This is a genomic window from Eremococcus coleocola ACS-139-V-Col8 (genome assembly GCF_000183205.1).
Lineage (GTDB): Bacteria > Bacillota > Bacilli > Lactobacillales > Aerococcaceae > Eremococcus > Eremococcus coleocola.
Map to the genome: position 1 here is coordinate 237,664 of NZ_AENN01000015.1, position 25,771 is coordinate 263,434.

31 protein-coding genes and 1 riboswitch are annotated in these 25,771 nt (G+C 38.3%); of the genes, 1 reads left to right on the forward strand and 30 read right to left on the reverse strand.

Going from position 1 to position 25,771, the window contains the following annotated elements:
- Window positions 1–162: 162 nt before the first annotated feature.
- The 28 genes from HMPREF9257_RS04840 to HMPREF9257_RS04965 form a co-directional block, all read right to left on the reverse strand.
- Window positions 163–387 (reverse strand): hypothetical protein, encoded by a 225-nt coding sequence (locus HMPREF9257_RS04840; RefSeq protein WP_006418158.1) that lies wholly within the window; start codon window positions 385–387, stop codon window positions 163–165.
- Complete coding sequence (locus HMPREF9257_RS09510; RefSeq protein ID WP_006418179.1) at window positions 384–515, reverse strand: hypothetical protein; 132 nt, start codon at window positions 513–515, stop codon at window positions 384–386. The genes HMPREF9257_RS04840 and HMPREF9257_RS09510 overlap by 4 nt, the downstream gene beginning before the upstream one ends.
- Window positions 516–539: 24 nt before the next feature.
- On the reverse strand, window positions 540–674 hold the full coding sequence (locus HMPREF9257_RS09515) for an NUDIX hydrolase (RefSeq protein ID WP_006418455.1): 135 nt from the start codon (window positions 672–674) through the stop codon (window positions 540–542).
- A gap of 196 nt (window positions 675–870) precedes the next feature.
- Entirely contained in the window at window positions 871–1,500 is a 630-nt protein-coding gene (locus tag HMPREF9257_RS04845; protein WP_006418420.1) for a hypothetical protein, read from the reverse strand.
- A complete protein-coding gene (locus HMPREF9257_RS04850; protein ID WP_006418193.1) occupies window positions 1,460–2,620 on the reverse strand; it encodes an ABC transporter permease in 1,161 nt (386 codons plus the stop codon). The genes HMPREF9257_RS04845 and HMPREF9257_RS04850 overlap by 41 nt, the downstream gene beginning before the upstream one ends.
- Window positions 2,621–2,622: 2 nt before the next feature.
- On the reverse strand, window positions 2,623–3,486 hold the full coding sequence (locus HMPREF9257_RS04855; protein ID WP_006418205.1) for an ABC transporter ATP-binding protein: 864 nt from the start codon (window positions 3,484–3,486) through the stop codon (window positions 2,623–2,625).
- 61 nt (window positions 3,487–3,547) lie between these two features.
- Window positions 3,548–4,618: a sensor histidine kinase gene (locus HMPREF9257_RS04860; RefSeq protein WP_006418563.1), complete on the reverse strand. Its 1,071-nt coding sequence runs from the start codon at window positions 4,616–4,618 to the stop codon at window positions 3,548–3,550.
- Entirely contained in the window at window positions 4,606–5,268 is a 663-nt protein-coding gene (locus HMPREF9257_RS04865; RefSeq protein ID WP_006418475.1) for a response regulator transcription factor, read from the reverse strand. The genes HMPREF9257_RS04860 and HMPREF9257_RS04865 overlap by 13 nt, the downstream gene beginning before the upstream one ends.
- Before the next feature lie 234 nt (window positions 5,269–5,502).
- Window positions 5,503–6,804 carry a phosphopyruvate hydratase gene (eno, locus tag HMPREF9257_RS04870; RefSeq protein WP_006418322.1) on the reverse strand — a complete coding sequence of 434 codons (1,302 nt, stop codon included), beginning with the start codon at window positions 6,802–6,804 and terminating at the stop codon, window positions 5,503–5,505.
- Window positions 6,805–6,877: 73 nt separating this feature from the next.
- Window positions 6,878–8,407 carry a 2,3-bisphosphoglycerate-independent phosphoglycerate mutase gene (gene gpmI / locus HMPREF9257_RS04875; protein WP_006418421.1) on the reverse strand — a complete coding sequence of 510 codons (1,530 nt, stop codon included), beginning with the start codon at window positions 8,405–8,407 and terminating at the stop codon, window positions 6,878–6,880.
- Window positions 8,407–9,165 (reverse strand): triose-phosphate isomerase, encoded by a 759-nt coding sequence (gene tpiA, locus HMPREF9257_RS04880; protein ID WP_006418508.1) that lies wholly within the window; start codon window positions 9,163–9,165, stop codon window positions 8,407–8,409. The genes gpmI and tpiA overlap by 1 nt, the downstream gene beginning before the upstream one ends.
- A 32-nt stretch (window positions 9,166–9,197) precedes the next feature.
- The gene (locus HMPREF9257_RS04885) at window positions 9,198–10,388 is read right to left on the reverse strand and encodes a phosphoglycerate kinase (RefSeq protein WP_006418351.1); all 1,191 of its coding nucleotides are present in this window, start codon (window positions 10,386–10,388) and stop codon (window positions 9,198–9,200) included.
- An 87-nt stretch (window positions 10,389–10,475) separates the two neighbouring features.
- The gene (gene gap / locus HMPREF9257_RS04890) at window positions 10,476–11,477 is read right to left on the reverse strand and encodes a type I glyceraldehyde-3-phosphate dehydrogenase (RefSeq protein ID WP_006418493.1); all 1,002 of its coding nucleotides are present in this window, start codon (window positions 11,475–11,477) and stop codon (window positions 10,476–10,478) included.
- A gap of 38 nt (window positions 11,478–11,515) precedes the next feature.
- Window positions 11,516–12,550, reverse strand: coding sequence for a sugar-binding transcriptional regulator (locus HMPREF9257_RS04895; RefSeq protein WP_040466689.1), 1,035 nt, complete (start codon window positions 12,548–12,550; stop codon window positions 11,516–11,518).
- A gap of 354 nt (window positions 12,551–12,904) precedes the next feature.
- Entirely contained in the window at window positions 12,905–13,507 is a 603-nt protein-coding gene (gene clpP / locus HMPREF9257_RS04900) for an ATP-dependent Clp endopeptidase proteolytic subunit ClpP (protein WP_006418291.1), read from the reverse strand.
- Window positions 13,508–13,717: 210 nt separating this feature from the next.
- The gene (gene rpmF, locus HMPREF9257_RS04905; RefSeq protein WP_006418395.1) at window positions 13,718–13,888 is read right to left on the reverse strand and encodes a 50S ribosomal protein L32; all 171 of its coding nucleotides are present in this window, start codon (window positions 13,886–13,888) and stop codon (window positions 13,718–13,720) included.
- Window positions 13,889–13,913: 25 nt separating this feature from the next.
- Entirely contained in the window at window positions 13,914–14,459 is a 546-nt protein-coding gene (locus HMPREF9257_RS04910) for a YceD family protein (RefSeq protein ID WP_006418264.1), read from the reverse strand.
- A 131-nt stretch (window positions 14,460–14,590) separates the two neighbouring features.
- Complete coding sequence (locus HMPREF9257_RS04915) at window positions 14,591–15,751, reverse strand: nucleotidyltransferase family protein (RefSeq protein WP_006418239.1); 1,161 nt, start codon at window positions 15,749–15,751, stop codon at window positions 14,591–14,593.
- A 9-nt stretch (window positions 15,752–15,760) separates the two neighbouring features.
- Window positions 15,761–16,498, reverse strand: coding sequence for a class I SAM-dependent methyltransferase (locus tag HMPREF9257_RS04920; RefSeq protein ID WP_006418406.1), 738 nt, complete (start codon window positions 16,496–16,498; stop codon window positions 15,761–15,763).
- A 2-nt stretch (window positions 16,499–16,500) separates the two neighbouring features.
- Complete coding sequence (gene rsfS, locus HMPREF9257_RS04925; protein ID WP_006418251.1) at window positions 16,501–16,857, reverse strand: ribosome silencing factor; 357 nt, start codon at window positions 16,855–16,857, stop codon at window positions 16,501–16,503.
- Window positions 16,858–16,865: 8 nt separating this feature from the next.
- Complete coding sequence (gene yqeK / locus HMPREF9257_RS04930; RefSeq protein WP_006418594.1) at window positions 16,866–17,468, reverse strand: bis(5'-nucleosyl)-tetraphosphatase (symmetrical) YqeK; 603 nt, start codon at window positions 17,466–17,468, stop codon at window positions 16,866–16,868.
- Between the two features lie 9 nt (window positions 17,469–17,477).
- Window positions 17,478–18,089 (reverse strand): nicotinate-nucleotide adenylyltransferase, encoded by a 612-nt coding sequence (locus tag HMPREF9257_RS04935; protein WP_040466725.1) that lies wholly within the window; start codon window positions 18,087–18,089, stop codon window positions 17,478–17,480.
- Between the two features lie 86 nt (window positions 18,090–18,175).
- On the reverse strand, window positions 18,176–18,487 hold the full coding sequence (locus HMPREF9257_RS04940; protein ID WP_006418325.1) for a YhbY family RNA-binding protein: 312 nt from the start codon (window positions 18,485–18,487) through the stop codon (window positions 18,176–18,178).
- A 13-nt stretch (window positions 18,488–18,500) separates the two neighbouring features.
- A complete protein-coding gene (gene yqeH, locus HMPREF9257_RS04945) occupies window positions 18,501–19,628 on the reverse strand; it encodes a ribosome biogenesis GTPase YqeH (protein ID WP_006418220.1) in 1,128 nt (375 codons plus the stop codon).
- Complete coding sequence (locus HMPREF9257_RS04950; protein ID WP_006418186.1) at window positions 19,621–20,145, reverse strand: YqeG family HAD IIIA-type phosphatase; 525 nt, start codon at window positions 20,143–20,145, stop codon at window positions 19,621–19,623. The genes yqeH and HMPREF9257_RS04950 overlap by 8 nt, the downstream gene beginning before the upstream one ends.
- Window positions 20,146–20,408: 263 nt before the next feature.
- A complete protein-coding gene (locus tag HMPREF9257_RS04955) occupies window positions 20,409–20,633 on the reverse strand; it encodes a DUF1797 family protein (RefSeq protein ID WP_006418599.1) in 225 nt (74 codons plus the stop codon).
- A 22-nt stretch (window positions 20,634–20,655) separates the two neighbouring features.
- Window positions 20,656–21,516: an NAD(P)-dependent oxidoreductase gene (locus HMPREF9257_RS04960; RefSeq protein WP_006418145.1), complete on the reverse strand. Its 861-nt coding sequence runs from the start codon at window positions 21,514–21,516 to the stop codon at window positions 20,656–20,658.
- Window positions 21,509–22,750, reverse strand: coding sequence for a glycosyltransferase family 4 protein (locus HMPREF9257_RS04965; protein ID WP_006418279.1), 1,242 nt, complete (start codon window positions 22,748–22,750; stop codon window positions 21,509–21,511). Before HMPREF9257_RS04965 ends, HMPREF9257_RS04960 begins: the two co-directional genes overlap by 8 nt.
- A 166-nt stretch (window positions 22,751–22,916) precedes the next feature.
- Window positions 22,917–23,009, forward strand: a riboswitch (THF riboswitch).
- Between the two features lie 49 nt (window positions 23,010–23,058).
- Between HMPREF9257_RS04965 and HMPREF9257_RS04970 the strand changes: the two genes are divergently transcribed.
- Entirely contained in the window at window positions 23,059–23,598 is a 540-nt protein-coding gene (locus HMPREF9257_RS04970; RefSeq protein ID WP_006418352.1) for a folate family ECF transporter S component, read from the forward strand.
- 166 nt (window positions 23,599–23,764) lie between these two features.
- Here the strand turns inward: HMPREF9257_RS04970 and HMPREF9257_RS04975 are convergent, their stop codons facing one another.
- Together HMPREF9257_RS04975 and HMPREF9257_RS04980 are read right to left on the reverse strand one after the other, a co-directional pair.
- Window positions 23,765–25,000, reverse strand: coding sequence for an ABC transporter permease (locus tag HMPREF9257_RS04975; RefSeq protein ID WP_006418469.1), 1,236 nt, complete (start codon window positions 24,998–25,000; stop codon window positions 23,765–23,767).
- Window positions 24,987–25,757, reverse strand: coding sequence for an ABC transporter ATP-binding protein (locus HMPREF9257_RS04980; protein ID WP_006418575.1), 771 nt, complete (start codon window positions 25,755–25,757; stop codon window positions 24,987–24,989). Before HMPREF9257_RS04980 ends, HMPREF9257_RS04975 begins: the two co-directional genes overlap by 14 nt.
- Window positions 25,758–25,771: the final 14 nt, after the last annotated feature.

Genomic DNA, 25,771 nt, shown 5'->3' on the forward strand with positions numbered 1-25,771 from the left:
AAAAAATTTGTATCATCCTCCTATCATAAAATTGATCTGATTCTGAAAATCTTGGTCGACCTTATCTGTGGTCTTAAGTATTAATTGAGGCTTATCTAAATCATTCTTTTGGATGGTTAGAAATCCTCTCTGCTTCAAAGCTAAGGCTAATTGTTTAATATTCTAACGGGATATGCCTAAAATACTGGCAGATTCACTTAAATTAGCCTGTCCTAAGATTTTCACGAGGATTAATAACATAAACTGCTTTAAAGAGAGTTCATCTTTGTCACGGTTAAAGGCAGATTCAATCCGGTTGGTAATGATAAATAACTGGTATAAAATCAGAGAAACTTGTCCTTGACGCGATTCTGCCCTTTGCTGAATAAAATCTTCAAGCTGGTTCATTTGTCTAACTCCTTAACCGAAGCAACTAGGTCTTGTAAATAATTATAACTTTCGATTGAATCATGGTAATGGTTAATAATTGTTTGGTCAGACTCAGTTAATTCAGACCTATTTTTCGATACTAACATTTTATGCATCTCCATATCATAGCCTTATGGACGAGCGTCAGTAATGATGACTTCGAAAACCCAATGATAAACATCCTCTGGAATGACCTCACCTCTTATTAATTCCAAGTCACTCATTTTATTTAAGTTTTTATCGTAAGCATGCCAAATTTCCGCCATATTCTTTCCTCTCAGTATTCTTAATTTTCAAATATTTATTCATTATACGATTTGTTTCTTTCCACTTTAAAGACAGCACAAAACAGACACCTCACTAAATTTATAGTGAAATGTCTGTTTGTATTTTATTTCTACATACAACTGAGTAGCCATTATGCTAGATAAATTAATTACTAATCAGCAATCTACTTATAAGTCAGTCAATATTTTTCCTCTTCCAAATAATTATAGATAGCACCAAAAGGACTAAGGAAAAAGCAAAGATTAGGAATATTCTATTAATCGATATGTTTGGCATAGTAAATAATTTAAGCAAACTTGGCTTATTTTTGGGAAGAAACCATTGGGCTAACATCAGCCCTACTGAACATAAAAAGGCGATTGAAATATTATTGGTACAACTGAATAGGAATAGGCCTATTATCCCGATAAAAATCCCAATCGAAAGACTATGCAGTAAAAAGACGATTAATTCAGATAAGGATTGACCCTCTGTAAGTAATGAATTATAAATATAGCTTATGATGGACCAAATAATCAATCTTAAGGTAAATCTAAGCAAATAAATTAATTCCAGTTTACTCTGCCGAATTCTAAGAATATCTTTTATCGGACTTTGGTGTTCGGTATAAAACAAAGTAACGATTGAAAAAATACCCGGAAAGGGTAAGAAACGTTCAATAACCAATGCTTGACTATTACCGTCTAACTTACCTAATCCAAAAATAAAATAGGCGATTCCGATCATAATGAAACTAGCAAGAATGGATGGGAGCAGATTATGCTTAAACTCTATTTTTAATTGGCAAGATACTTTTGAAAGCATGGTAGCCCCTCCTTCTTCTTTCGTATAAAAAGACGGTAAGCACAATGATTAGAATGGCTAAGACTAACCAAACGGTTCGACCAATTAAGAAAGTATTGATTTGACTTATAAAATACTTTTCATTTCCCACTGAGTTATAACGCAATAATAAAACGTAACCAATATTATAATAAATATTTGCTGAGGAAGACATCAGATAAACCATGGAAAAGATTGGCCCAAGAAAGCCAAACAGAATACTCTTACTTGCAATCGTAATTAAGCTGCTGAGGCTAACGATGAATAAAATAATGGGAAGGATCCAGGCAATTACTAGGCCATAAGCTTTTAGTGGGCTTAATAAATCCAATCCGTAGTCGAACAAAAGCTGACCCTCATAATAGGTAAAGATCGCCAATATAATTAATAAAATCGCTAAGCTCATCGCCAATACCCGCGTCATAATTAACTTTAGAGAAGAAATCGACTTAACATAGAGGGTATTAGCAACCCCCTCTTTTCTGTCCTTATTCCACAAATACAAACCCATAAACCAGGTCAAGAGCATGGTAAAGATACCCGCATAATCACTGAAATATCTAGCAAAGGCCAAATCAAAGCCTTGCCCCCGCATCAAATGATAATCTGACAAGGCCTCCTCGTATGACATGCCTTTTTTTCCAAAATGAACCTTATATTCATCGCTAGCATAGAAGGAACCCCCACCAATTAAGGCATCAATTTTTTCTAACTGTAGCTCTAACTTCGCTTGACTAGGATTTTTTAAATGATCATTATCACTTATCTCTTCATAAGGTTTTCCTGCCATTTCAGCCATTATCGCCTTAATCGCATTAAGTTCACTATCGTTTAGATTTTTCTCACGATAAAAACCAAAGGGATACGTGGCAAAATAATTGGCATCCACTGCAGTCTTTAAATCCACCATTAAATTAGGATAAATATAGTCAAGGTCATCGGTTAGATAAATACCGTAAGTTTCTTGATTCGGTTTCGGTTCTTGGAATTCAGGTGGTTTGCTGCCCAATTGACTCACTAAAGCAAGGACAAAAGCGACTATTAAACCTAAAAAGATCAGCGATTTAAGTATTCGTTTAAACTCTTGGATTAGACTTCTCATTCTTATCTCCTCCGATCATAAATCTTCATAAGATATGCCGATTCTAAGTTAGGAGAAATTCGTTTAAATTGCGCTAGCGGTCTACCATAATGGATAAAGCGGACTAGGATTCCCTCTGCTAGCTCCTTTTGTTCAAAGACAATATACTGAGATTTAAAACTTGTATAATCTTTTCTATTAACGATGGTCTCATAGGTTCCACCAGAGTATTCTTTTAATAAATCTTCAACCGAGCCATCGTAGATAAAATGACCATTATCTAAGATTCCCAATCGATTTGCAGTACTTTCGAGATCACTAGCAATATGGGTTGAGAATAAAACGATTTTTTCCGCAGACAAATCACTTAATAAATTTCTAAACCGAATACGTTCTTCAGGATCTAAACCAGCGGTCGGTTCATCGACGATTAAGACATGAGGATTATTTAGAAGACTTTGTGCGATGCCTAGTCGCCGTTTCATCCCACCGGATAGGTCTTTAATTTTTTTATTTTGATCTTGACTCAGGTTAACCAGACCCAAGAGTTCATCAACTCTTTGATTTAATTGAGAGCCTTTCATATTATCCAAAATTCCTAGATAATTTAATGCCTCCCTGACTTTCATGTCCGGATAAAAATCAAAATCTTGTGGTAAGTATCCAACAACACTTCGAATCTTTTTGGGGTCCGTTTCACCACACACTTTAATTTGACCCTTGGACTTTGGCAAGAGACCCACAATTAATTTCATTAAAGTGGTTTTTCCGGCCCCATTCTTGCCTAGTAATCCATAAAGGCCATTACCAATACTCAGATTGATATTATTCAAGACAATTTTCTTGCCGTAGGAAAACGATAAATGCTTGATTTCAATTGAATTCATTCTACATACCTCCTTTTCTTTAGTTGAAGTATATAAAACAATTTCCAATACTTTTCCAAGATTAGGATTTTTTTATGATTAATTGGGTGCTTGCCCCTAATTTATTATTTAAAACCATCTTAACGCCGAGTTTTTTCATAATCTCATCTGTAATATACAGTCCCAAACCCATATTGCCCACAAGCGGATTCTCACTAAAATAGGCTTTATTGTAATTTTGTAGGGCTTCTTGCGAAAAACCTGGACCATCATCTTCGATTTCCAAAATTACTTCCTGGTCATTTTCAAAAAGCTTAATAGTTATTTTACTCTTAGCATAGGCATCCGAATTTCTGAGGATATTAGTCATTCCCTCAATGAATAAAGCAAGATCTAAGTGGACTATTTGGGATAAATCGCTTATGTCTTTCCTAAAGTGAATATCCCTTTGCAAATTATTTAACTCAGCTTCAATACTAACTATTAAAGCATTTAATTTAATCGGTCGCACATTCACTTCGATATCCTTTATATGTTGACTCATACTAAGATACTGGATATAATCCTGAATTCTACGAGTACTTCGAGTCATTCTGGCTATAATCTGAATTAAACGTTCATCTTCAAATTTAAACTTCTTATCTATAATCTCTAAATCACCACTGAGAATAGTTAGAGGATTTTTTATTTCATGGAGTAAGCTATCCATCTGCTTACTAACTTCATTCATTCTAATAATATTGGCAAAATTTTCTTCTTTTATATTTAGATTTTCTTGGCTTAAAGCAAATACCCTATCACTCAACTCATTATTATCTGTTAATTCTAATTGGTCTGGATGAGATAAATAATTCAGCACCGGTTGAATTTTATGCAGATAAAATAGTTGAAAAAATAGATAAAAAAAGCATAAGACCACTAATATGGGTGAAATATCAATCATACTTCCTAAGGCCTTTGAAAAAATTAGTTTACCAAAAACGTTATTCACTTCTGATAGCGCATGATTTACTAAATATTTGCTTCTAGCCTCGCTTAATAAATATTTTATAAAGATACCCAAAGGCATAGAAAAACATAAACTCACCAACATATAGATAATAAAACTTGTTTTTAACTTCCAGTTCCTACTAGCTTCCTTTAACCAATCCATGAGTAGCCTAACCCCCAATGCGTTTTAATAAACTCTTGGTCTGATACTTCCGCCATTTTATTACGAATATTTCTAATATGTTCCGAAACTACTTGAGGATTACCAAAACTATCAATGCCCCACAGGCTATCATAAATGCGCTCTTTACTAAATATTTGCTTAGGATTATTTACCAATAATTCTAGTATTTCAAATTCAGATTTAGTTAAATCTAGGGCCACACCATTTAAGCTAAAAACGCATCCTTCAATCAAACGCACCTGATTATTCTTTGATAAATATTTGACCCGGTCACTGCGAGTTAAATTGGTATAAATTCTGGCGTAAAGTTCATCTAAAGAGAAAGGTTTGGTGATATAATCATCGCCACCTAACATGAGTCCCTCGATTTTATCGGCTTCATTAACCCTGGCTGACAAAAACAAGATGGGCATCAGCCATCTTTCTCTGAGCTGTTTACATATTTCAAAGCCATTGTTTCCAGGCAAGTTGATATCTAAAAGGATCAAGTCAATTGCGGATAAGTCCTCAGGGATATCAACTGAGCTATAAGCTTTTACAATCGTTATATTTTTATCTTCTAGGTACATCTCTAACATATCGACTAAATCGACATCATCTTCAATAATTAATATCTTTCGTTGATCCATGGCAAGCTAACCCCTCTCCAGCAATTCTTTTATTTCTGCTAGCCTATGTATGTCAAGATTAAAAATCTATGTATCATCTACCATTATACCGCTTGACTTATAATAATATACCATACACTTTTTCAATTCATCTTTAGGCAATATTTTTCCAAAGCACAAAAAGGCCCCTTTCTATGATTACCATAAAAAGAGGGCTTGCTCATTTAACTATAGCATAATGCTAATGGTTAATAATTATTTATTTTTTAAGTTATAGAATGAAGTTAAACCATCATATTTAGCCACTTCACCTAATTCATCTTCAATACGCAACAATTGATTGTATTTAGCAATACGGTCCGTACGAGATAATGAACCAGTCTTGATTTGGCCAGCGTTGGTTGCAACAGCGATATCAGCGATGGTTGAATCTTCAGTTTCACCAGAACGGTGAGAAACAACGGCAGTATAACCAGCACGTTTAGCCATTTCAATTGCATCGAAGGTTTCAGTTAATGAACCGATTTGGTTTACTTTGATTAAGATTGAGTTACCAATACCTTCATTGATACCACGTTCTAAGATTTCAGTGTTAGTTACGAATAAATCATCCCCAACTAACTGAACCTTGTCACCTAGGCGTTCGGTTAATAATTTCCAACCTTCCCAGTCATTTTCATCCATACCATCTTCGATAGTGATGATTGGATATTTTTCAACTAATCCTTCTAAGTAAGCTACTTGTTCTTCAGCGTTACGTTTTTGACCTTTTTCACCTTCAAAGATGGTATAGTCATAAACGCCATTTTCATAGAATTCAGATGAAGCACAGTCGAAACCTAAGAAGACATCTTTACCAGGTTCGAATCCAGCTTTCTTGATAGCTTCTAAGATAGTTTCTACGCCATCTTCAGTTCCTTCAAAAGCTGGTGCGAAACCACCTTCATCACCAACAGCAGTCACTAAACCACGGTCATGTAAGATTGATTTCAAAGCGTGGAAGATTTCAGCACCCCAACGTAAAGCTTCTTTGAATGATGGTGCACCAGCTGGTACAATCATGAATTCTTGAAAAGCAATTGGAGCATCAGAGTGAGAACCACCATTGACGATGTTCATCATTGGAGTTGGCAATACTTTAGTATTAAAGCCGCCTAAGTATTGGTATAAAGGAATTCCTAGGTAATCAGCAGCAGCACGAGCTACAGCAATAGATACACCTAAAATTGCGTTGGCGCCTAATTTGCCTTTATTTGGAGTACCATCTAATTCGATCATCATTTTGTCGATAGCTTGTTGATCAAGAACATTGTAGCCTAATAATTCAGCTGCAATAATTTCGTTGACGTTTTCAACGGCCTTTTCAACACCTTTACCTAAATAACGACCCTTGTCACCATCACGTAATTCAACCGCTTCATGTTCACCAGTAGAAGCACCAGAAGGAACCATACCGCGACCAAACGCACCACTTTCAGTATAAACTTCAACTTCAATCGTTGGGTTACCGCGTGAATCTAATACTTCGCGTGCATAAACATCTGTAATAAATGGCATAATTTAATACTCTCCTTTTTGTTTTAATTACATATTATTTGTAGATATTCTTTTGCTCAAAAGCAATCAATATCTATTTTTTTATCAAAGACTGACCTGTCATTTCAGCAGGTTGTTCAAGCCCTAATAAATCTAACATAGTTGGCGCCACATCCGCCAAACGGCCATCTGTCCGTAACTCGATACCTTTCTTAGTAACAATGACAGGCACTGGTACTGTCGTATGGGCAGTATGAGGACGTCCATCCGGCGTAATCATGGTTTCTGAGTTACCATGGTCTGCAAAAATTATAGCAGCGCCACCCTTTTCGAGAATGGCATCAACAACTTTACCTAAGTTTTCATCAACCGCTTCAATGGCCTTAATGGTTGGTTCTAACATACCAGAGTGACCAACCATATCAGGATTAGCGAAGTTTAAGATAATCGCATCATTTTCATCATTGATAATGCTCTTATACAAGGCATCGCCGACTTCATAAGCTGACATTTCGGGTTTAAGATCGTAGGTTGCTACTTTGGGTGATGGAATCAGAATCCGGTTTTCACCTGGGAATTCTTCGTTCCGACCCCCATTCATAAAGAAGGTAACATGGGGATATTTTTCCGTTTCAGCAATCCGTAATTGTTTTAAACCAGCATTAGATAAGACTTCCCCAATCACATTTTTCATTGGAATAGGTGGGAAAGCTACTTCAGCATCGATGGAAGGATTGTAAAGGGTCATTGTTACAAATTTAAGATTTTGTAATTTAGGTCCCCGATCGAAGTTATCCCACTCTTGATCAGTAAAGGCATTAGATAATTGGATAGCCCGGTCAGGACGGAAATTGAAGAAGATAACCGCATCATTATCTTGGACTTTAGCCACTGGTTTACCAGCTTCTTCAACAACTCCAGGCACGATAAATTCATCATAGACTTCCTTAGAATAATTATCATCTAAAACTGCTTGAGCTGATTCAAAACGAGAACCTTTCCCGTGAACTAGAGCTTCATAAGCAAGTTGAACTCGGTCCCAGCGTTTATCACGGTCCATGGCATAGTAACGACCAGAGACAGTAGCGATTTGTCCAAGACCTACTTTAGCAATATGATCTTCCAAAGTTTTGATGTAACCAGGACCAGCTTTAGGGTCGACATCGCGGCCGTCCATAAAGGCATGAATATAGACCTTCTTTAAGCCTTTGGTTTTAGCTGTATCAATTAAAGCTAATAAGTGGTTGATATGGCTATGAACCCCACCATCAGACAAAAGACCCATTAAATGTAAAGCAGAGTCATTATCTAAGGCATGTTGAAAAGCGTGATTTAGGGCCTCATTGGTCATAAACTCGCCGTCTGCAATGGCTTTATCAATCCGAGTTAAGGATTGATAAACAATCCGGCCTGCTCCGATATTGGTATGCCCCACTTCAGAATTTCCCATTTGGCCATCAGGTAGACCAACGTCTAAGCCAGAAGCCTTCATGGTTGCATGAGGAAATTCCTTATAATAGCGGTCAAAATTAGGTTTCTTTGCTTGGGCAACCGCATTACCCACAACTTCTTTACGACAACCAAAACCATCTAAGATAATGATTGCAACAGGTGCTTTACTCATTATTTTACGGCCTCCAATAAGGCTAAGAATGAATCAACCTTCAAGCTTGCGCCACCCACTAAGGCACCATCCACATCAGGACAAGCCATATAATCAGCGATGTTTTCAGGTTTCACTGAACCACCGTATTGGATGCGAACTTTATCAGCCACATCTTGGCTAAATTCACCAGCCACAACAGAACGGATATGAGCACACATCTTTTGTGCATCATCTTTAGTCGCAGATTTACCAGTCCCAATCGCCCAGATTGGTTCATAAGCTAATACTAATGAAGCAACTTGGTCAGCAGACAAGTCTTTTAATGCAGCTTTAATTTGGCCACCCACGAATTCTTCTGCTTTACCCGCTTCATAAGTTTCTAAGCTTTCACCACAGCAAATAATTGGCAACATATCATTACGGAAAATAGCATGGGCTTTTTTATTTACTTCTTCATCAGTTTCATGGAAATAATCACGACGTTCAGAGTGGCCAATAATTACATAGTCCACACCTAATGCGCCCAAGGCTTTAGGTGAAGTTTCACCGGTATAAGCTCCTTCATCTTCAAAGTAGCAATTTTGAGCGGCTACTTTTAATTCAGAATCTTTCGTGCCTTTAGTCATGCCTTCAACAAATAAGTTAGGAGCACCGACAACTGAATCTACTAATTCATTGGCTGGAACTTGATTTTTGACAGCTTCAATGAATTCACGGGCTTCCGCCGCAGTTTTGTTCATCTTCCAGTTTCCGGCAATAATTGGTTTACGTGACATAAATGTCAACTTCCTTTCTTTAATTCCGCAAATTATTTATCAGCAATAGCTTCTATACCAGGTAATGGTGAACCTTCTAAATAAGCTAAAGAAGCACCACCACCGGTTGAAATATGAGTGAATTTATCTTCATAGCCCAATTGAGCAACGGCAGCCGCAGAGTCGCCCCCACCGACAATCGTCGTCGCATCATCTAGACCGGCAAGAATTTCACAGACCCCATTGGTTCCTTTAGCAAAGGTAGGCATTTCAAAAACACCCATTGGTCCGTTCCAGACTACTGTTTTTGCATCTTTTAAGATTGCAGCAAATTTTTCCAAACTGGCTGGACCACAATCTAAGCCTTCCCAATCTACTGGAATTTCATCCACAGAAACGACTTGAGTATTAGCATCATTAGAAAAGTCATCCGCTACTCGAATATCAACTGGTAAGACAAGCTTGTCTCCTGCTTTTTCAAGTAATTCTTTAGCTAGTTGGATACGGTCTTCTTCTAATAAAGATTTACCCACTTCTTTACCTTGGGCTTTTAAGAAGGTATAAGCCATACCACCACCAATAATTACATGGTCAGCTTTAGGTAATAGATTTTCGATTACTTTAATTTTATCAGAAACCTTAGCTCCACCTAGGATAGCTACAAATGGACGTTGCGGTTGATCAACTGCACCTCCAATATATTTAAGTTCCTTTTCAACCAAGAAACCTACCGCTGAATCTAGGTTAGAGGCGATTCCAACATTAGAGGCATGAGCCCGGTGGGCAGTACCGAAAGCATCATTCACGAATACATCACCTAAGGAAGCCCAATATTTACCTAATTCAGGATCGTTTTTAGACTCTTTTTTACCATCAAGATCTTCATAGCGAGTGTTTTGCACCATTAAAATTTCTTGTGGTTTTAAGTTCTTAACTGCCATCTCTAATTCTTTACCACGAGTTTCAGTTGAGAATAGGATCTCTTTATTTAAGATTTCGCCTAAACATTTAGCTACAGGTGCTAAATCGTTTTTAGCCTTATCAGCTTCTTCTTTAATCTTACCTAAGTGAGCGAAAAGAACGATTTTAGCATCCTGACTCATTAAATAGTTTAAAGTTTCCAAAGATTGAATAATCCGATTTTCATCGGTAATTTTACCATCCTGCATTGGCACATTATAATCAACCCGGACTAGGACTGTTTTACCTTTTACATCAATATCTTTTAAAGTCTTCTTAACCATGCATTTCCTCCTTTTTATAAAAAAAGCGGGGAAGCGTCAAGCCTCCCCGCCTATCTGGATCGACGCGCTTATAAAACGGTTATCGAATTATAGATTTGCGAAGTATACTAAAGTACGAACTAATTGAGAAGTGTATGACATTTCGTTGTCATACCAAGAAACAGTCTTAACTAATTGTTTGTCGCCAACAGTCATAACTTTAGTTTGAGTAGCATCAAATAAGGAACCGTAGTGCATACCTACGATATCAGAAGAAACGATTGGATCTTCATTATATCCGTAAGATTCGTTAGCAGCTTCTTTCATGGCTGCGTTAACTTCTTCAACAGTTACTTGTTTTTCTAAAACAGATACTAATTCTGTTAATGAACCAGTAGGAACTGGAACACGTTGAGCAGCACCATCTAATTTACCGTTTAATTCTGGAATTACTAAGCCGATAGCTTTAGCAGCACCAGTGGTATTAGGTACGATATTTTCTGCAGCAGCACGGGCACGACGTAAGTCACCTTTTTTGTGTGGTGCATCTAAAGTATTTTGGTCACCAGTATAACCATGGATCGTTGTCATTAAACCTTCAACGATACCAAATTTCTTGTTAAGGGTATCAGCCATTGGAGCTAAACAGTTAGTCGTACATGAAGCACCGGAAATAACTGTTTCGTCACCTGTTAAGGTTTCATGGTTTGTATTGAAGACAATAGTAGGAATATCATTTCCGCCAGGAGCAGAGATTACAACACGTTTAGCACCAGCTTCTAAATGTAGTTCAGCTTTTTCTTTTGAGGTGAAGAAACCAGTACATTCTAATACGATATCAACTCCTAGATCACCCCATGGTAATTCATTTGGATTAGGGTTAGAGAAGACTTTGATTTCGTCACCATTGACAACTAAACCATCTTCTTTTAACTCAACTTCGCCTTGGAAACGACCTTGAGTAGTATCATATTTGAACAAATGAACTAATTGAGCAGCATCTGTTAAGTCGTTGATAGCAACAACATCAATACCTTCAACATCTTGGATACGACGTAAGGCCAAACGACCGATACGACCAAAACCATTAATCGCTACTTTTACTGACATAAATAAATTCCTCCTTAAGGATTTTTGTTTAATGGCGTTTAACCATTTAAAACCTGTTTAGCAAGTGCTTCATCACAGAATAAAATACCTGGATGTGGCACAGTTTTATAAAAGGCTGCTATAGCTTGGGCTTTCGCCCGCCCCCCAACAATCGTAATTATATTGGGAATATTAGCAAGATCCTCTATTTGAAGTCCAATTCGCGGATAGCGAATGACTTCGCGCCCCTCTTTGTCAAAGAAAACACCAAAGGCTTCACCTACGGCCGCTTCTTGACTAATTTTACGTCGCTGATCTGGAGTAATGTTACGACGCTGTCCCATCACATCTGCTGTTCCAACACTTAATAGAAGACAATCCGCTTTTTTACTTATTTCGATAGCTTCCTTAACTGAGGGTTCTTCCATTAATAAACGACTTGTTTCTGCAGTTAAGGATTCAGGAATAAAAAATGGAATATAGTCGGCTTGTGATTGTCGCGCCATTAGGCCACCCACTGTAGAGGATTGAATGGAGAAATCCCCCCCAAAACCACCTCTAGTTGGCACAAAGGTTATCTTTCGCCCTTTCCGATAGTGCGGTAGAAAATACCGTCCTACATGGGCTAAGGTATATCCACCAGTCACCGCAATCACATTATCTCCCTCATGTAATAGCTGGGCTAATAAGTCTTGCACAGCATGACTCATTGCTTCATAGACACTTTCTTGACGAAGACTGTCACCCGGAAGCACAATACAATCTTTTAAATTAAAATGTTGTTTTAATGCTGTTTCGTAATAAGACAAGGATAAACTGGTATCAGTCTCTAAGACTTTTTCAATTTGAGCTAGGGTTTTCTGCCCAAAATCAGTTAATTGAACTCCATTTCGTTCAACATCAACAATATTTTGACCTCGTAGTACATTAATGAGCGACCGCATGGTCCGCTCAGATAAATTTAAGGCTTGGGCCAAACTTTGCCGCCCAACTCGGTTATCCATGACCGATAAATATCGCATCAATTCTAAACGAGCCGGTAACAACTGATCAAGTTCAGGAACAAGTGATTGAATGATTGAATAGACATCCATCAAAATTCCCCCTTGGTCAATTTCTGTCCAAATAATTATCAAGTGAAATTTGACAAGTGATTGGGAGGACTAGGCCCTATATCACATTTTTTATACTACCATTTATACTAGCAAAAAGCAATTAAAAAGCTTTACCCTTCATAACTTTATTTTAATTGGACATATGTTGTCCATTAATTTAAATTTAATTTATTCATAGCAAATTACATCTGGTTTTGAACTTAAAATTTATTAAAGTTAATACTATATATTACTTGTCTATAATGGCCAATTATTCTCAGGCTTCTCCCCCCAATAAGTGAAAAAATTTGTACAAAAAAGACTAGGTAAATTTACCTAGTCCGCAAATAATTCTTATTTCTTTTCTTTTAACTTCTTAGCATTTTCCATAATTCCGTCAATCAAACCATAATCTAAGGCTTGTTGAGCAGTCATAAAGTTATCACGATCAGTATCCTTCTGAATGACTTCAAGATCTTGTCCTGTCGCATCCGATAAAATTTTATTTAAACGGTCACGGGTTAAGAGAATATGCTTGGCGGCAATTTCAATTTCAGTCGCTTGACCTTGTGCACCACCTAATGGTTGATGGATCATAACCTCAGCATTTGGTAAGGCCCAACGTTTACCCTTAGTCCCTGCCGCTAATAAGACTGAGCCCATTGATGCTGCCATCCCGATAACGATTGTTTGGACATCAGCATTGATAAATTGCATGGTATCATACATGGCCATACCCGCTGTAACAGAACCGCCGGGTGAGTTAATATAAAGATAAATATCTTTATCTGGATCTTGAGCATCTAAGAATAATAATTGAGCAATCACCGAATTAGCCATGGCATCATTTACTTCACCACTTAACATAATAATCCGGTCTTTCAATAAACGAGAATAAATATCATAAGCACGTTCGCCACGAGACGTATTTTCAATCACTGTTGGTACTAAATTCATAATAGTAACCTCCTATACTTTATTACAAAACTGAGTATAACTTATAGGTCAAAAAAGGTCAAGATATCTGCTTCCAGCTTTTTCTAACCTAGACCCGATATAAACATAGATAATTAATTGCTTAATAACGGCGTCTACTGCCCATATAGACATCATTTAAAGTAATAAAAAACCTAGACTACCATAATAGTCCAGGTTTTAATATTTCAATTATTTTTCAATGACTTGACGGCCATTGTAGTTACCGTTAGCATCAACACGATGGCTCATACGGTATTCACCAGTTGTTGGATCAAATGATACATTTGGTACTGATAAACCTTTTCCACCACGTCTTGAGCGTTTTTTAGCTTTTGATGTTTTACGTTTTGGTACTGCCATGGGGGTCCACCTCCTAATTCTGATATCAATTATCTTGGTCGTTTAACAAGTCTTTAAGCTTGGCCAGTCTTGGATCGACTTGGTCTTGGGCTTGCGCTTGCTTTTGCATAGTGTATTGCTCTTCAGTTAAAACATCCCAATCATTACCTTGGGGTAATGTATCGTCCGTTTCATCTTGGCCAATGACACGTAAGGGTATATTCAATAGGATTAAATCAATAACAGCCGCATCAAGATCAATTTCATCGTTCTCAATGACAATCGTTGTCGCATCATAATCATCTACTTTACCCTCATGTCCAGGATAGACATAACGTTCATTAATGGGGACCTGTAACTGAACAGAGACAGGTCTTAAAGTTCTCGAGGATGGTAGTGACAGATTTGCTACAATATTACCGTTTAAGATAATCTCATGATTCAAATCTGTTAAGTAACCTACCGCATTCACTGAATCAACATCTAGAATATCAGAATGTCGTTTCAATAATGAGGTCTTAATATCCAAATGACAATCAAATGGCATGATATCTTCTGGATACTCTCTGATTTCTTTAATGGTCCATTTCATCGTTTCACCTCTAAGACAACAAATAATATTATATGAGATTTTATTCAACAAGTCAATAATATTTTACTTGAAGAAAACTATTACATATTACTAATACTACCATGTTATACACCTAAAGCAAAGTACTTCCCTCATTTTTTTATTCCTAGTGGAAAGCGTCCTTTGATCTGGTCTGAAACCTTATCATTCATTGAAAAAACTTTATCCACTCTGAGATTCAAGCCATAATTTATATAGTCTTGTTTTAAATTAGCAAAAACCTTTATTTTACTCTGATCTAATTGCCGTAAGTAAGTCTGCCCTAGTCCAGACACGGCTAAACACCGTAGGCAAGGTGCTTGCCAGAACTTGGCCCGGTAAGCTTCAAATTCCTGCCAAGATATATTTAATAAGATTGCTAAACATATCCGCTGCAGTGAAGCTCTGGTCCAGCGTTTTGAGGTGAGCAGGCTGATAAAGTCGTCAAAGCTTTGACTAGCTTCAATCTTAGCCAATAGGCTATATTCTAAACCTTCTCTTACCCCAAAGATTTGACTAAGACTTTCTGGACTGTGGGTCAAAAGGCGATATTTTAACAGGTGGAAATAGTCTTCCCAGGTAACCAAGGCTTGATCCTGAACCAATTCTTGACTTTTCTTAGGCAAGGGTATGCACTGAGGATTGCCCCCGCCTGCTAAAAAGGAACGAATTTGACTCCCTGACATCAGGCGTTGCTTATCTTGTTTTACCAAGCGCTTTAAAACCTGGATTACCATAGGCCGACTTAAGCTTTGATTGGCTTGAATATATTGAAGCGCCAAGAGATGGTTAGGTAGGCTTGGATCAAAAGCGCTTTGGGATCCCAAAGTATGAATTGCCTCTTGATAGGCAGCTGCATAAGATAACCCTTGCTTCAATTGCTTTTGGACTGCCTGATCCAGATCAAGCTGATTCTGGTGACGCCAAGTAAGATGATTTTCAAGATCGCTTAGGGATGCCTTTTCTGTACCAAAGCCAAAGCTAGCACAGGCTAATAAATCTAATAAATTAACTCCCACCTGAGCAAACTGGTCGGCTGCTTGGAGGTTCATTAAGACGGGGGCTTCAATAACCAGGTCTGCCCCTGCAGCTAAAGCCATTTGGGCACGCGACCATTTATCATAGGCCGCAAACTCTCCTCTTTGGACACTGTTGCCACTCATTAAAACCAGCAAAATCGCTTGATTATCAAGGGATTCTTTAAATTGCTTCATCTGATAATCGTGTCCTAAATGAAAGGGATTATATTCAGCAATAATTCCAAAAGCATCCATAGCTACCTCCTATTTATGCACGACAAAGACCCAGCGACTAGTATCAGACTGCGGTTGACTATCTTGAAAGTCTGGCCAAACAGAGATTTTATCTATATTAAAACCAACGGCTAAAAGGGCTGCCAAATAATCATCCAGTGGATAGGTCCGCTCCTGTAAGCTAGTTTGACTTCTCTGATAGGAATTGCCTTGGCCTTCATAGACGGTTAAATCATGAGTCACCTGAACTTGGTCAAAGTCGACTTGACTTTGCCAAATAAGATGACCTTCATCAAAGCTTTCAACATTAATGAAATCATCAAAGAAATCGAGTAAAAAATCTTGGGTCCAGACATCAAAGAGGAAGGTACCACCTGGCTCTAGCACCCGATATACTTCGGCAAAACAAGCTTGAACTTGATCAAGGTTAGGCAGAAAACATAAAGAGTCCAAATAACAGGTAATACAATCAAAAGTCTGATCAGCAAAAGTTAGGTCCGTCATATCCTCGACCTTAAATTCAAGAGGTGACTCACCTTGCCCTAGTTTTTTCTCAGCCATCTTAACCATAGCAGGATCAAGATCGATTCCAATTAATGCTTGACAGGATTTGGCCCATAAAAATGAAAAATAGCCTGTACCACAGGCTAAATCGAGGGCCCGCTTAGGGGGAGTGGGAACTTGTTGCTTAGTAAAATCTATCCACTCCTGGTAAGCTGCTAAATTATTTACTTGGTCGTAAATATGCGCAATCTGGGCAAATGACATGGCTATGCCAACCATTCATGGATATCTAAAACTGGAGCATCTTTCCAGATATTTTCTAAATTATAATGGCCACGTTCTTCATAATAGAAGACATGAACAATCACATCGAATAAGTCAATCAGAATCCAACGTCCTGAGCGCTTCCCTTCGACATCCTTAATTTCGATTTTATGGTCTTCTGCTGCTTCTGTAATAGCCTGCACAATTGCATCTAACTGTCTTTCATTTTTGGCTGACATAATCACAAAATAATCAGCAATCGGCGTTAACTCCTTAACATCCAGAACTTCAATATCTGTAGCCAACCGATCATCAGCAGCTTTTACAATAACTTGAACTTTATCTAATACTTCTTTCATAATACCTCCTAAGAATTTAATTTCTGGCACCATGCGTTATAGGCATCCAGACTTTCATAATAAATTGCTTTACGTTCTTGAGCTAAATGGGCAATTGTCTCTGCCATTTGATACAAACAGGCTTGATCCAAATCTTTCTTGGCTAATTTACGGGCAGTTGCAACCCCCTTAAAATCGCGGCCTGCTTCAATATAATCTGCTGTATATAATACTTTAGCTAGCGAATCCATTTCTGGACTCGCGATAGTATGAACTGCCACCGCTTTTAAAATCGATGGATTGGTAATACCAAAGCGATCACGACCAATTTGAGCAGCCGCTGGACCATGCCAAATAGCGGGGGAACCTTCTTTCAAGCGTTCATTCCCAGTATAAATCAAGGCTAAGCCCATCATCGTTTCGGGGTCCATATCTTTAGCAAAATCATGGAGTAAAGCTGCGAGTGATGCTTCAGCTAGATCAACTTGGTTTGCCTCAGCTAATTCCAAAGCCGCCTCTTCTACTCCTAAAACATGCTTATATCTTTTTTCTGAGACTTGATCTTTCAATTGAGTCAGAAGCTGGTCTCGACTAATATTAGTTAATCTTTCTGAATACTCGGGAAATTTCATTTTAAGCTCCTATTCCATCGTATACAACTTATGTTCATAAATATATTCAGCAACCAGGTCTGGTACTTGATACTTAATTGACTGTTCCAAATAAACCCGGAGCCGAATTTCTGTGGATGATAAATCAACCATAGGTGAATCCACCCACAAAATAGGATATTGATTATTATAAGGCGCTTGACCCGGACGTCTTACCCCTACAAATTGAACCAAGGAAACTAAGCGGTCAATCTGGCGCCAAGTTGATAAATCATTGGCTGAATCTGCGCCAATTATAAAATAAAAATCACATTCCGGATACTCTTCAACAAAATAAGCCATAGTATCAACTGTAAAATTTTTGCCTCCCCGGTTTATTTCATACGGTTGAATTTTAAAGCGAGGATTATCCTTTATCGCTAATTGCAGCATTTTTAACCGGTGTTGGGAAGCAATAGTGGTCTTCCCTGGTGCATGAGGCGGTTTAGCTGTAGGCATAAACCATACTTCATCCAAGTCTAATTGGTTTCCTACTTGTTCCGCCATAAGTAGGTGGCCTATATGAGGCGGATTGAAGGTTCCCCCTAATATTCCAATCCGTTGCCGTTTTTCTTTACCTGTACCAGCTTGCAACTGGGTCATCGTAATGGCACCTAAAAAATCATCCAGTGATTCAGCCAACTTATCCTGCGTCACTGCTTGTGTTTTCATGGGTTTCCCACCACTTTCTATAATGCCTTTACCTTTTGTGAGAGAATTTGATATTTCACTTGTGACGACTGCCGGAATAAGATAGCTGTTGAACCAATTGTTTGGACGACAACAGCATCTAACTCACTTGCAATTGCATGGGCAGCCTCTTCTAAACTTTCATCACTATTTTGTAATAGATTAAATTTAACTAATTCTCGCCGTTCGAGGGCAGAATCGATTTGTCCCATAAAGGTTGGCGTTAAACCATTTTTCCCCATTTGAAATAGAGATTTCTGGGTATGGGACATTTTGCGTAAATATTTGATCTGATTCTTATTAAGTGTCATGGTTCTTCCTTTCTTAAATCATGGCTGGACGCACTGCATAGGTCACACCCTGTGGTAATTGCAAGGATAGTGAAACTGCTTGGTTGACGGTAACCCAACCTAGGCCCGCTATTGCTAAATCTTGATTAGCTTGTAGTTGAATATGATATGTTTTAAATGCAGGTAACTGGTCCTTAGCCTGAGGCGGACTCAATAATTGTCCTTGATGGTCTGCCAATAGTTGGTCCGCCTTCTCTGTTTTAGTTCGATGTAAGAGCAAATTATTGGAGACATAGAAAGTGAAGCTTGTTTTGTCTCCTCGCTCAAAATCCAGTCGTCCTAATCCTGCGAAAAAGATGGTTTGACCGCTGTCTAATTGGAAAGACCGAGGTTTTATCATTTTATCTGGCAAGACAACTTTTATTCCCTCACGGTCTAAATAATGGGTGATTTGTTGACTACGAATAATCCCTGGTGTATCAATTAAAGCGTGATCTTCGGTTAAAGGTAATTCGATGAATTCAAGGGTCGTCCCCGGCATGGCTGAAGTGGTAATCAAATTATCTGCCTCACCCAGATCTTTTAACACATGATTGATCACGGATGATTTACCCACATTGGTTACTCCTACAGTATAAATATTATGGTTTTGAATCTTGTCTTGAATGACTTCGATTAATTGATCTAAGCTAGCCCCTTTTTTAGCTGATAAAAGAATTACATCTTGAGGGTAGAGGTCAAGGGCATGGAAGCGTTGGGTTAACCATGATTGAATCCGACCTAGTTTAACTGATTTAGGCAATAGATCAATTTTATTTGCCACTAAAATAAAGGGCTTATTGCCAGTGAAGCGATTCAGCCCGGTCAATAAGGATCCTTCCAAATCAAAAATATCGACCAAATGAAAGACAAAAGCTTCCTCATCTTGACCAATCTTATCAAGTTGTTCCAAGAAGAAATATTCAGACACATCAAAATTCTGAATTTCATTATAATGACGTAAACGGAAGCAACGTTGGCAATAGAATTCACCCTTGGTTAATCCCTTTTCATACGCGGATTGGGGTGTATAACCAGGTAATTCAGGATGATCTGTTTGAATATAGGCACCACAACCAATACACTGATATGCTTCTTCTTTATTTTGAATGTCTTTAGTCAAGTGTTTTCCCCCAGTCTTGATTACGATCGATTCCCACCATTTTCATGGCGATGCGTTCCAATTGGCGATTCAAAAGCGTATAAATATTATCATGGTTAACCAAAGGCTTTACAAGAATGCTTTTCAATTGGTTACGATTGGCCCCCACGATGTCTGTCATAATCTGATCCCCTACCATCACAAGATTTTCTCGGTCAATCCTTAAATCTTCGATGGCACGAGTAAATTTACGTCGAAATGGTTTCAAAGCCGAAGCAGCAAACCGTAATTGTAAAGGATCTGCCACCCGCGCAACCCGGTTAAAGGAATTATTAGAGATGATATAAATTTCAATGCCTGCTTCTTTCATTTTCTGAGCCCAGTTAATCAAGGCCTCATTGGCTTCTAAAATATTCCAAGGGAGAATCGTATTATCTAAATCAATCAACATTCCTTTTATTTGATGGGCTTGTAATTGTTGGGCAGAAATATCATATATTGTATTAACATACCAGGTTGGTTTAAATAATGCTTTCATAGAGGCTCCCTTCCTTATATTAGCTGAATTATACCATAAAATAAGCCAACTTGTATTCTGATACAATCGTCTTCATGGTGACTTGACTCTGCAGCCGTTGAAATTAACCTAACATACAAAAAATCCATCCCCAGACCTTCCATCATTTTATGAAGGTAAAGCCAGACTTTAATAGAAATCTAATCTCTTAAAGAAACCCTTCAAGCGCTGGCTGTGGGAATGGAAAAAAACAATCAAATGATCGCCTAGAATGCTGAGCATCCTTAGCCTAACAATTCATAAATTTCAATTGCAACTAGGTCCAAATTATCAAAATAGTAATAAGCATCTCTATCTAGATCATGTAAAATAAATAAACCAGTCTGCGCCTGCCACCTTACCGTGCACTTTTCTTGATCATCTACTTCAAAGCGACGTAGTTCATCACTTTCACTAAGTTGCATGATTTCTAAACGTTTAATAATGTGACTTAAGGCTGAACGAGACATGAAAACTTCCTTCCTGACGACTTTACTTCCACCATAATTTGATTATAGCCTGAGTTCCTGCATCCTGATAGCCTGCTTGACTCAACTTTTGGTAGAGAAGACTAGCTAAATGGGTCATTGGTAATTCTAATTCTAATTTTTCCGCTTCTTCTAGGACAATTTTGAGGTCTTTAACAAAGTGCTTTACAAAAAAACCTGGTGAATAATCTTCAGCAAGAATTCGGGGGCCATAATTAGCGAGTGAGAAATTAGCAGCGGCCCCACCGCTCAATGCGTCAATTACTTGTTCAAGTTCCAAATGGGCTTGGTCTGCATAAACTAAGGCCTCACTCAAACCTAACATCGTGGCTGCTACCATTATTTGATTGGCCATTTTAGTATGTTGACCACTGCCTGCGGATCCAAAATATTGAACTTGTTTAGCAAAAGCAGCTAAAATGGGTTGGACCTTTTCGTATTGGTCTTCAGGACCCCCGACCATGACCGATAACTCTCCCTTACGGGCACCAATATCACCGCCAGAAACTGGCGCATCAAAGACTGTCACCCCTATTTCTTGACCTTTCTGCCATAGTTTCTGAGCTAAACTAGGCGAAGACGTGGTTAAGTCAATAAAAATTTGACCAGACCGACTGCCATTAAACAAACCATTAGTTCCTAGGTAAACATCTTCCACATCTTGGGGGTAACCCACAATGGTTAAGATAATCTCAGCCTTTTCAGCAACTGCTTGAGGAGACGAACACCAGTTAGCTCCTAACTTAATCAATTCATCTGCTTTGGACTTAGTCCGGTTATACACATAGAGTTCATGGTCAGCTAATAAGAATTTGGCCATGGATGATCCCATAACTCCTAAGCCAATAAAACCAACTTTAGTCATTTTGTTCACTCCCTAATACTAATTCTCGGATAAATCGTTTCATAGAATTCTGAACTTGATGGGATAAGGAATTTTTATATTTTTTAGGGTCTGCTAAAATATCCTGATAGAAGGCTTCAACGGTTGCCCCAAATTTTTCAGCTGAAATGGCATATAGTTGAGAATCAGAAATGGGTGCTAAGCTTTCTGTCCTCAATGAATTAACTAACTTTAAGGCAGTCGCTTTAAACTCACTAACATCCTGATACAAGAAACCAAAATTCACTTGTCCTGCAAAGACCTCTTTTAAATAGTCATTTTCCTTAGCTACGACAGGCACATGGTTTACTAAAGCTTCAATATAAGTCAATCCTTGCGTCTCGGAATCACTGGCGTTTAAATAAACATCACCTAAGCGATAATAGGTTCCTACTTGATCATGGCTAACTTCACCTAAAAAAAAGATGGCTTTATTTAATAATGACCGTGACAAAAGTTCAAGATTTTCTTTTTCAGGGCCATCTCCCACTATTACTAGGGCTGAATTAGGGTCTTCTTGGTATATTTCTTTAAAAGCCTGGATCACAGCATCAATACTTTTTTCCTTACTTAAGCGAGACAATGAAACATAAACTGTTTGACCTTGGTCTAGACCCAGGTCTTGTTTAATCTTGAGGGTCTCATTATAACCGTTGTCAGAACAGGTATTAAATTTATTTAGGGGGATCCCTGTGGGAATGACCCGCATGGGGGTTTTCACTCCATAGGATTTCAGGGTATTGTAGGTCAATTGTGATGGCACAATCACGCCTGAGGCTAATGAACAGAATTGCTTGGTTAATACCTTTACTTGGCCTGGTCCAATCAGCAGACCATCCGCAATATAATGGGTATAGCGCTCATACATGGTGTGGTAGGTATGGACTAAAGGTAAATCTAAACGGCTTGCGACAAATTGGCCAGCCAGTCCTAAAGAAAACTCAGTATGAGTATGGATAATATCTAATTGCTTTTCTTGAGCAATTTTCAAGCACTTATCAAAGCCGCGGTAGGCGACACGTCGGTCAGAGAAGGCAATAAAAGGGACGCTGGGTAAGCGCACAATCGTGGGATCTTCTTCAGCATTCGGATCGGTGGTTGTAAAAATCGTTACCTGATGCCCTCGGCTTTCCAATTCCGCTTTCAGAATACTAATTGACGTCGAAACGCCGGAAATTTGCGGAAAATAGGTATCGGTAAAAAAGCCTATATTCATAACTTTTTAAACCTTCTCTCTTTGAATATATAGTCATAAACATTATAGTAAATTTAAAGTAAAATTTAAAGACCTTATCTGATTTCAATCTTATAGCTAGGCAAGTGGCATAACAAGTGTTATAGTGTTTTTGAACTTAATTTCATTTAAGTCATTGATCAAAAACGTCAGAGTAGGGATAAAGCGTTAAGTGTTACAGGATGGAATGTTGCCTGTAAACGAAGATTGGAAGATCGCGATTTTATCCTGCATTCGCTACATAATCAAATATCTTATGTAGCTCTCTGTAATAGAAAAGGAGAGTATTAATGAATAATAAGATTGATCAAATGTCAAGTCACCGCAGTGCCTTCCGAGTTTCTTTACTAGGGATTATCCTCGGCCTCAGGTTAGTTTTGGGCTTTTTACCTTCCCTAAATTTTGGCAATCAAATCCAGATTGGCTTTGGTTTTATCGGGGCTGCCTTATCCGGTATTCTTTTTGGGCCTTGGTATGCTCTAATCGTCTCGGTTGCTGCTGATATTATTTCAAGCTTACTTCGCGGCGACAATTTTTTCCTAGGCTTCACCCTTTCAGCTGCCCTCGGTGGCCTCTTTTATGGTTACTTTTTGTGGCGGAAACCTCGTAGCCTTGGCCAAATTATGCTAGCAGTTGGCTTAGTCAGCCTACTTATCAATGTAGGTTTAAATTCAATTTGGCTTCATATTATGTATGACAAAGCAATTTTCGCCCTCTTACCGATTAGAATTTTTAAAAATATGATTTCATTTTTTGTAAATTCTTTCGTCCTTTACTATCTTTTTAACCTTCCTAGTATTAAACACCTCATCGATAAATATCAATTTTAAGCATCATTCTAGGAACTTGAATGACCGGTTAATATTTTCAGACTAAAACAAAAATTTAATTCAAACCTTACTCTTTAAATGATTGAGAGTGGCTAAACCTGTGAAGACAAGAAATCTTCGCAGATCTAGCCACTCCTTTTTGTATTCAACCAAATATGCTAGTAGACTATCTTAATATTTCAACCACATTTTTACGTGCAGCTTGGCGGGCTGGAAAATATGAAAAGACCAACCCGATTAGGACCGCAATTGCCACCGAAATTAAAGCAGACTTAAGGTCATACACTGCTTTGAAAGGTAGGAAGTTTCCGACCAGTGCTGCCAGCCCCAGACCTAAAAGATAACCTAATAGACCCCCAAAGGTGGTAATCGCAATTCCCTCTAATAAAAACTGGGTTTGTATACTGGTTTGGGTCGCACCGATAGACCGCCGGATGCCAATTTCCCGGGTTCGTTCTGAAACGGAAATATACATCATATTCATCACCCCTATGCCAGCAATAAACAGAGAGATTGAAGCAACCGCTGAAATAAAGAGGGTGACCATATCCAACTGTTTGCCAATTTCTGCCATCATCTCTGAGGTATCATAGTAACCGTATTCTCCATTATCTTTATCGGGGCCATGGTCTTTTAGATAATCCGCTATAGCTTTAGATACAGACTTAATATTCGTCCCTTCTTCAAAATATGCCGTGATTCCAAAATTTTTGCTTTCTTGGGGATGGTCTCGTTTATAGCTTGCTTGCGGTATGTAGGCTTGGGGATTAGAACTGGTCCCAAAACCAAAACTATCCTGATTCGCCAAGTCTTCTTCACTCATCTGAGACTGAAAAATACCCACAATCGTATAAGGTTGTTCATCCAGGTCGACACTCTGATTGATGGCTGCTTGAAAATCCTCGAAATAATTAGCAGCTAAATGTTCGTCAATGATCAAATAATGACGCTTAGCCTGATTATCTGCTTTCATTAAGTTACGTCCAGCCAATAGTGGTAAATCAGTCTCTTCCTCATAGCCATAAACAATATCAACTTTGTCCTTCCGTCCCTGCTTAAAACTAGCATATACTTGCGGGTCACTTTCTTCTGAGTCAAGTTTAATTTCATCCACACCTGGAAGTTCTTCGAGTTCAGTTACAATTTGATCATTAAAAGGATTTAATTTCTGGTAATCCTCCTCTTCCAAGCTGGTCACGTTAAAATAAAAAGACTGACTCTGACGGCCCTGGTCGTCTTTGACTAATTCGTCCAAGGTTTTTTGGCGGAAACCATTTCCTAGACTTAAAATGGTAATAACAGCAGCAATCCCAATAATAATGCCAAACATGGTCAAGAAGGTCCGGCGACCATTCATTCTTAAGGACGTAAAAGAAGATTTAATAATCTCAATAAGTTTCACGATTAAAAACCTCCTGAAAAATTAAAGGTTGATCTGCGAGTTGGTGTTCAATCTCAGTTGCGTAATTGGCTTCGATTTCGCCATCAACAATTTTAATCTGTCGATTGGCATAGGCTTGTAAATTAGGATCATGGGTAACCATAACAATCGTCACCCCTTCTTCTTGATGAAGACGGGCAAGGATGTCCATAATAACCGCGGAAGTTTTGCTATCTAAAGCTCCCGTAGGTTCATCGGCGATAATAAATTTAGGCTGATTAATGAGCGCCCGCGCAATCGCCACTCTTTGCTTTTGGCCCCCCGATAATTCTTTAGGATAGGCTTGGGCTTTTTCCTTAATCCCCACGCGATCGAGGGCGGCTAGGACTTGTTTTTTCACTTTATAACTGGGCTTACCTTGATATAACAAGGGTAAGCGCACATTTTCAGCCACCGTCATTGATTCGATTAAGTTAAAATCTTGAAAGACAAAGCCAACCATGCTATTTCGCAATTGCGAAACTTGTCGGTCCGTTCGTTGCTCAACTGCTTGACCTTGAAAGCGATAGTCCCCTTCAAAATCTTTATCTAGAAAACCTAAAATATTAATAAGGGTCGATTTTCCTGACCCCGATGGACCCATAATGGTCACAAATTCTCCGCCATAAATATTTAATGAAATATTTTTTAAGATTTTGAAAGACTGTTTGCCTAACTGATAGGATTTATTGACTTGGTTCAACTGGATTAGGGGTACTTCTGTTTTAAATTCTGCCATGCTCATCCCCCACT

What these genes read in the sequence shown, in the direction of transcription:
- HMPREF9257_RS04840 (WP_006418158.1), bottom strand. Translation starts at nt 387, where the DNA reads ATGAACCAGCTTGAAGATTTTATTCAGCAAAGGGCAGAATCGCGTCAA.
- HMPREF9257_RS09510 (WP_006418179.1), bottom strand. Translation starts at nt 515, where the DNA reads ATGTTAGTATCGAAAAATAGGTCTGAATTAACTGAGTCTGACCAAACA.
- HMPREF9257_RS09515 (WP_006418455.1), bottom strand. Translation starts at nt 674, where the DNA reads ATGGCGGAAATTTGGCATGCTTACGATAAAAACTTAAATAAAATGAGT.
- HMPREF9257_RS04845 (WP_006418420.1), bottom strand. Translation starts at nt 1,500, where the DNA reads ATGCTTTCAAAAGTATCTTGCCAATTAAAAATAGAGTTTAAGCATAAT.
- HMPREF9257_RS04850 (WP_006418193.1), bottom strand. Translation starts at nt 2,620, where the DNA reads ATGAGAAGTCTAATCCAAGAGTTTAAACGAATACTTAAATCGCTGATC.
- HMPREF9257_RS04855 (WP_006418205.1), bottom strand. Translation starts at nt 3,486, where the DNA reads ATGAATTCAATTGAAATCAAGCATTTATCGTTTTCCTACGGCAAGAAA.
- HMPREF9257_RS04860 (WP_006418563.1), bottom strand. Translation starts at nt 4,618, where the DNA reads ATGGATTGGTTAAAGGAAGCTAGTAGGAACTGGAAGTTAAAAACAAGT.
- HMPREF9257_RS04865 (WP_006418475.1), bottom strand. Translation starts at nt 5,268, where the DNA reads ATGGATCAACGAAAGATATTAATTATTGAAGATGATGTCGATTTAGTC.
- eno (WP_006418322.1), bottom strand. Translation starts at nt 6,804, where the DNA reads ATGCCATTTATTACAGATGTTTATGCACGCGAAGTATTAGATTCACGC.
- gpmI (WP_006418421.1), bottom strand. Translation starts at nt 8,407, where the DNA reads ATGAGTAAAGCACCTGTTGCAATCATTATCTTAGATGGTTTTGGTTGT.
- tpiA (WP_006418508.1), bottom strand. Translation starts at nt 9,165, where the DNA reads ATGTCACGTAAACCAATTATTGCCGGAAACTGGAAGATGAACAAAACT.
- HMPREF9257_RS04885 (WP_006418351.1), bottom strand. Translation starts at nt 10,388, where the DNA reads ATGGTTAAGAAGACTTTAAAAGATATTGATGTAAAAGGTAAAACAGTC.
- gap (WP_006418493.1), bottom strand. Translation starts at nt 11,477, where the DNA reads ATGTCAGTAAAAGTAGCGATTAATGGTTTTGGTCGTATCGGTCGTTTG.
- HMPREF9257_RS04895 (WP_040466689.1), bottom strand. Translation starts at nt 12,550, where the DNA reads ATGGATGTCTATTCAATCATTCAATCACTTGTTCCTGAACTTGATCAG.
- clpP (WP_006418291.1), bottom strand. Translation starts at nt 13,507, where the DNA reads ATGAATTTAGTACCAACAGTGATTGAAAATACGTCTCGTGGCGAACGT.
- rpmF (WP_006418395.1), bottom strand. Translation starts at nt 13,888, where the DNA reads ATGGCAGTACCAAAACGTAAAACATCAAAAGCTAAAAAACGCTCAAGA.
- HMPREF9257_RS04910 (WP_006418264.1), bottom strand. Translation starts at nt 14,459, where the DNA reads ATGAAATGGACCATTAAAGAAATCAGAGAGTATCCAGAAGATATCATG.
- HMPREF9257_RS04915 (WP_006418239.1), bottom strand. Translation starts at nt 15,751, where the DNA reads ATGGATGCTTTTGGAATTATTGCTGAATATAATCCCTTTCATTTAGGA.
- HMPREF9257_RS04920 (WP_006418406.1), bottom strand. Translation starts at nt 16,498, where the DNA reads ATGTCATTTGCCCAGATTGCGCATATTTACGACCAAGTAAATAATTTA.
- rsfS (WP_006418251.1), bottom strand. Translation starts at nt 16,857, where the DNA reads ATGAAAGAAGTATTAGATAAAGTTCAAGTTATTGTAAAAGCTGCTGAT.
- yqeK (WP_006418594.1), bottom strand. Translation starts at nt 17,468, where the DNA reads ATGAAATTTCCCGAGTATTCAGAAAGATTAACTAATATTAGTCGAGAC.
- HMPREF9257_RS04935 (WP_040466725.1), bottom strand. Translation starts at nt 18,089, where the DNA reads ATGACCCAGTTGCAAGCTGGTACAGGTAAAGAAAAACGGCAACGGATT.
- HMPREF9257_RS04940 (WP_006418325.1), bottom strand. Translation starts at nt 18,487, where the DNA reads ATGACACTTAATAAGAATCAGATCAAATATTTACGCAAAATGTCCCAT.
- HMPREF9257_RS04950 (WP_006418186.1), bottom strand. Translation starts at nt 20,145, where the DNA reads ATGAAAGCATTATTTAAACCAACCTGGTATGTTAATACAATATATGAT.
- HMPREF9257_RS04955 (WP_006418599.1), bottom strand. Translation starts at nt 20,633, where the DNA reads ATGTCTCGTTCAGCCTTAAGTCACATTATTAAACGTTTAGAAATCATG.
- HMPREF9257_RS04960 (WP_006418145.1), bottom strand. Translation starts at nt 21,516, where the DNA reads ATGACTAAAGTTGGTTTTATTGGCTTAGGAGTTATGGGATCATCCATG.
- HMPREF9257_RS04965 (WP_006418279.1), bottom strand. Translation starts at nt 22,750, where the DNA reads ATGAATATAGGCTTTTTTACCGATACCTATTTTCCGCAAATTTCCGGC.
- HMPREF9257_RS04970 (WP_006418352.1), top strand. Translation starts at nt 23,059, where the DNA reads ATGAATAATAAGATTGATCAAATGTCAAGTCACCGCAGTGCCTTCCGA.
- HMPREF9257_RS04980 (WP_006418575.1), bottom strand. Translation starts at nt 25,757, where the DNA reads ATGGCAGAATTTAAAACAGAAGTACCCCTAATCCAGTTGAACCAAGTC.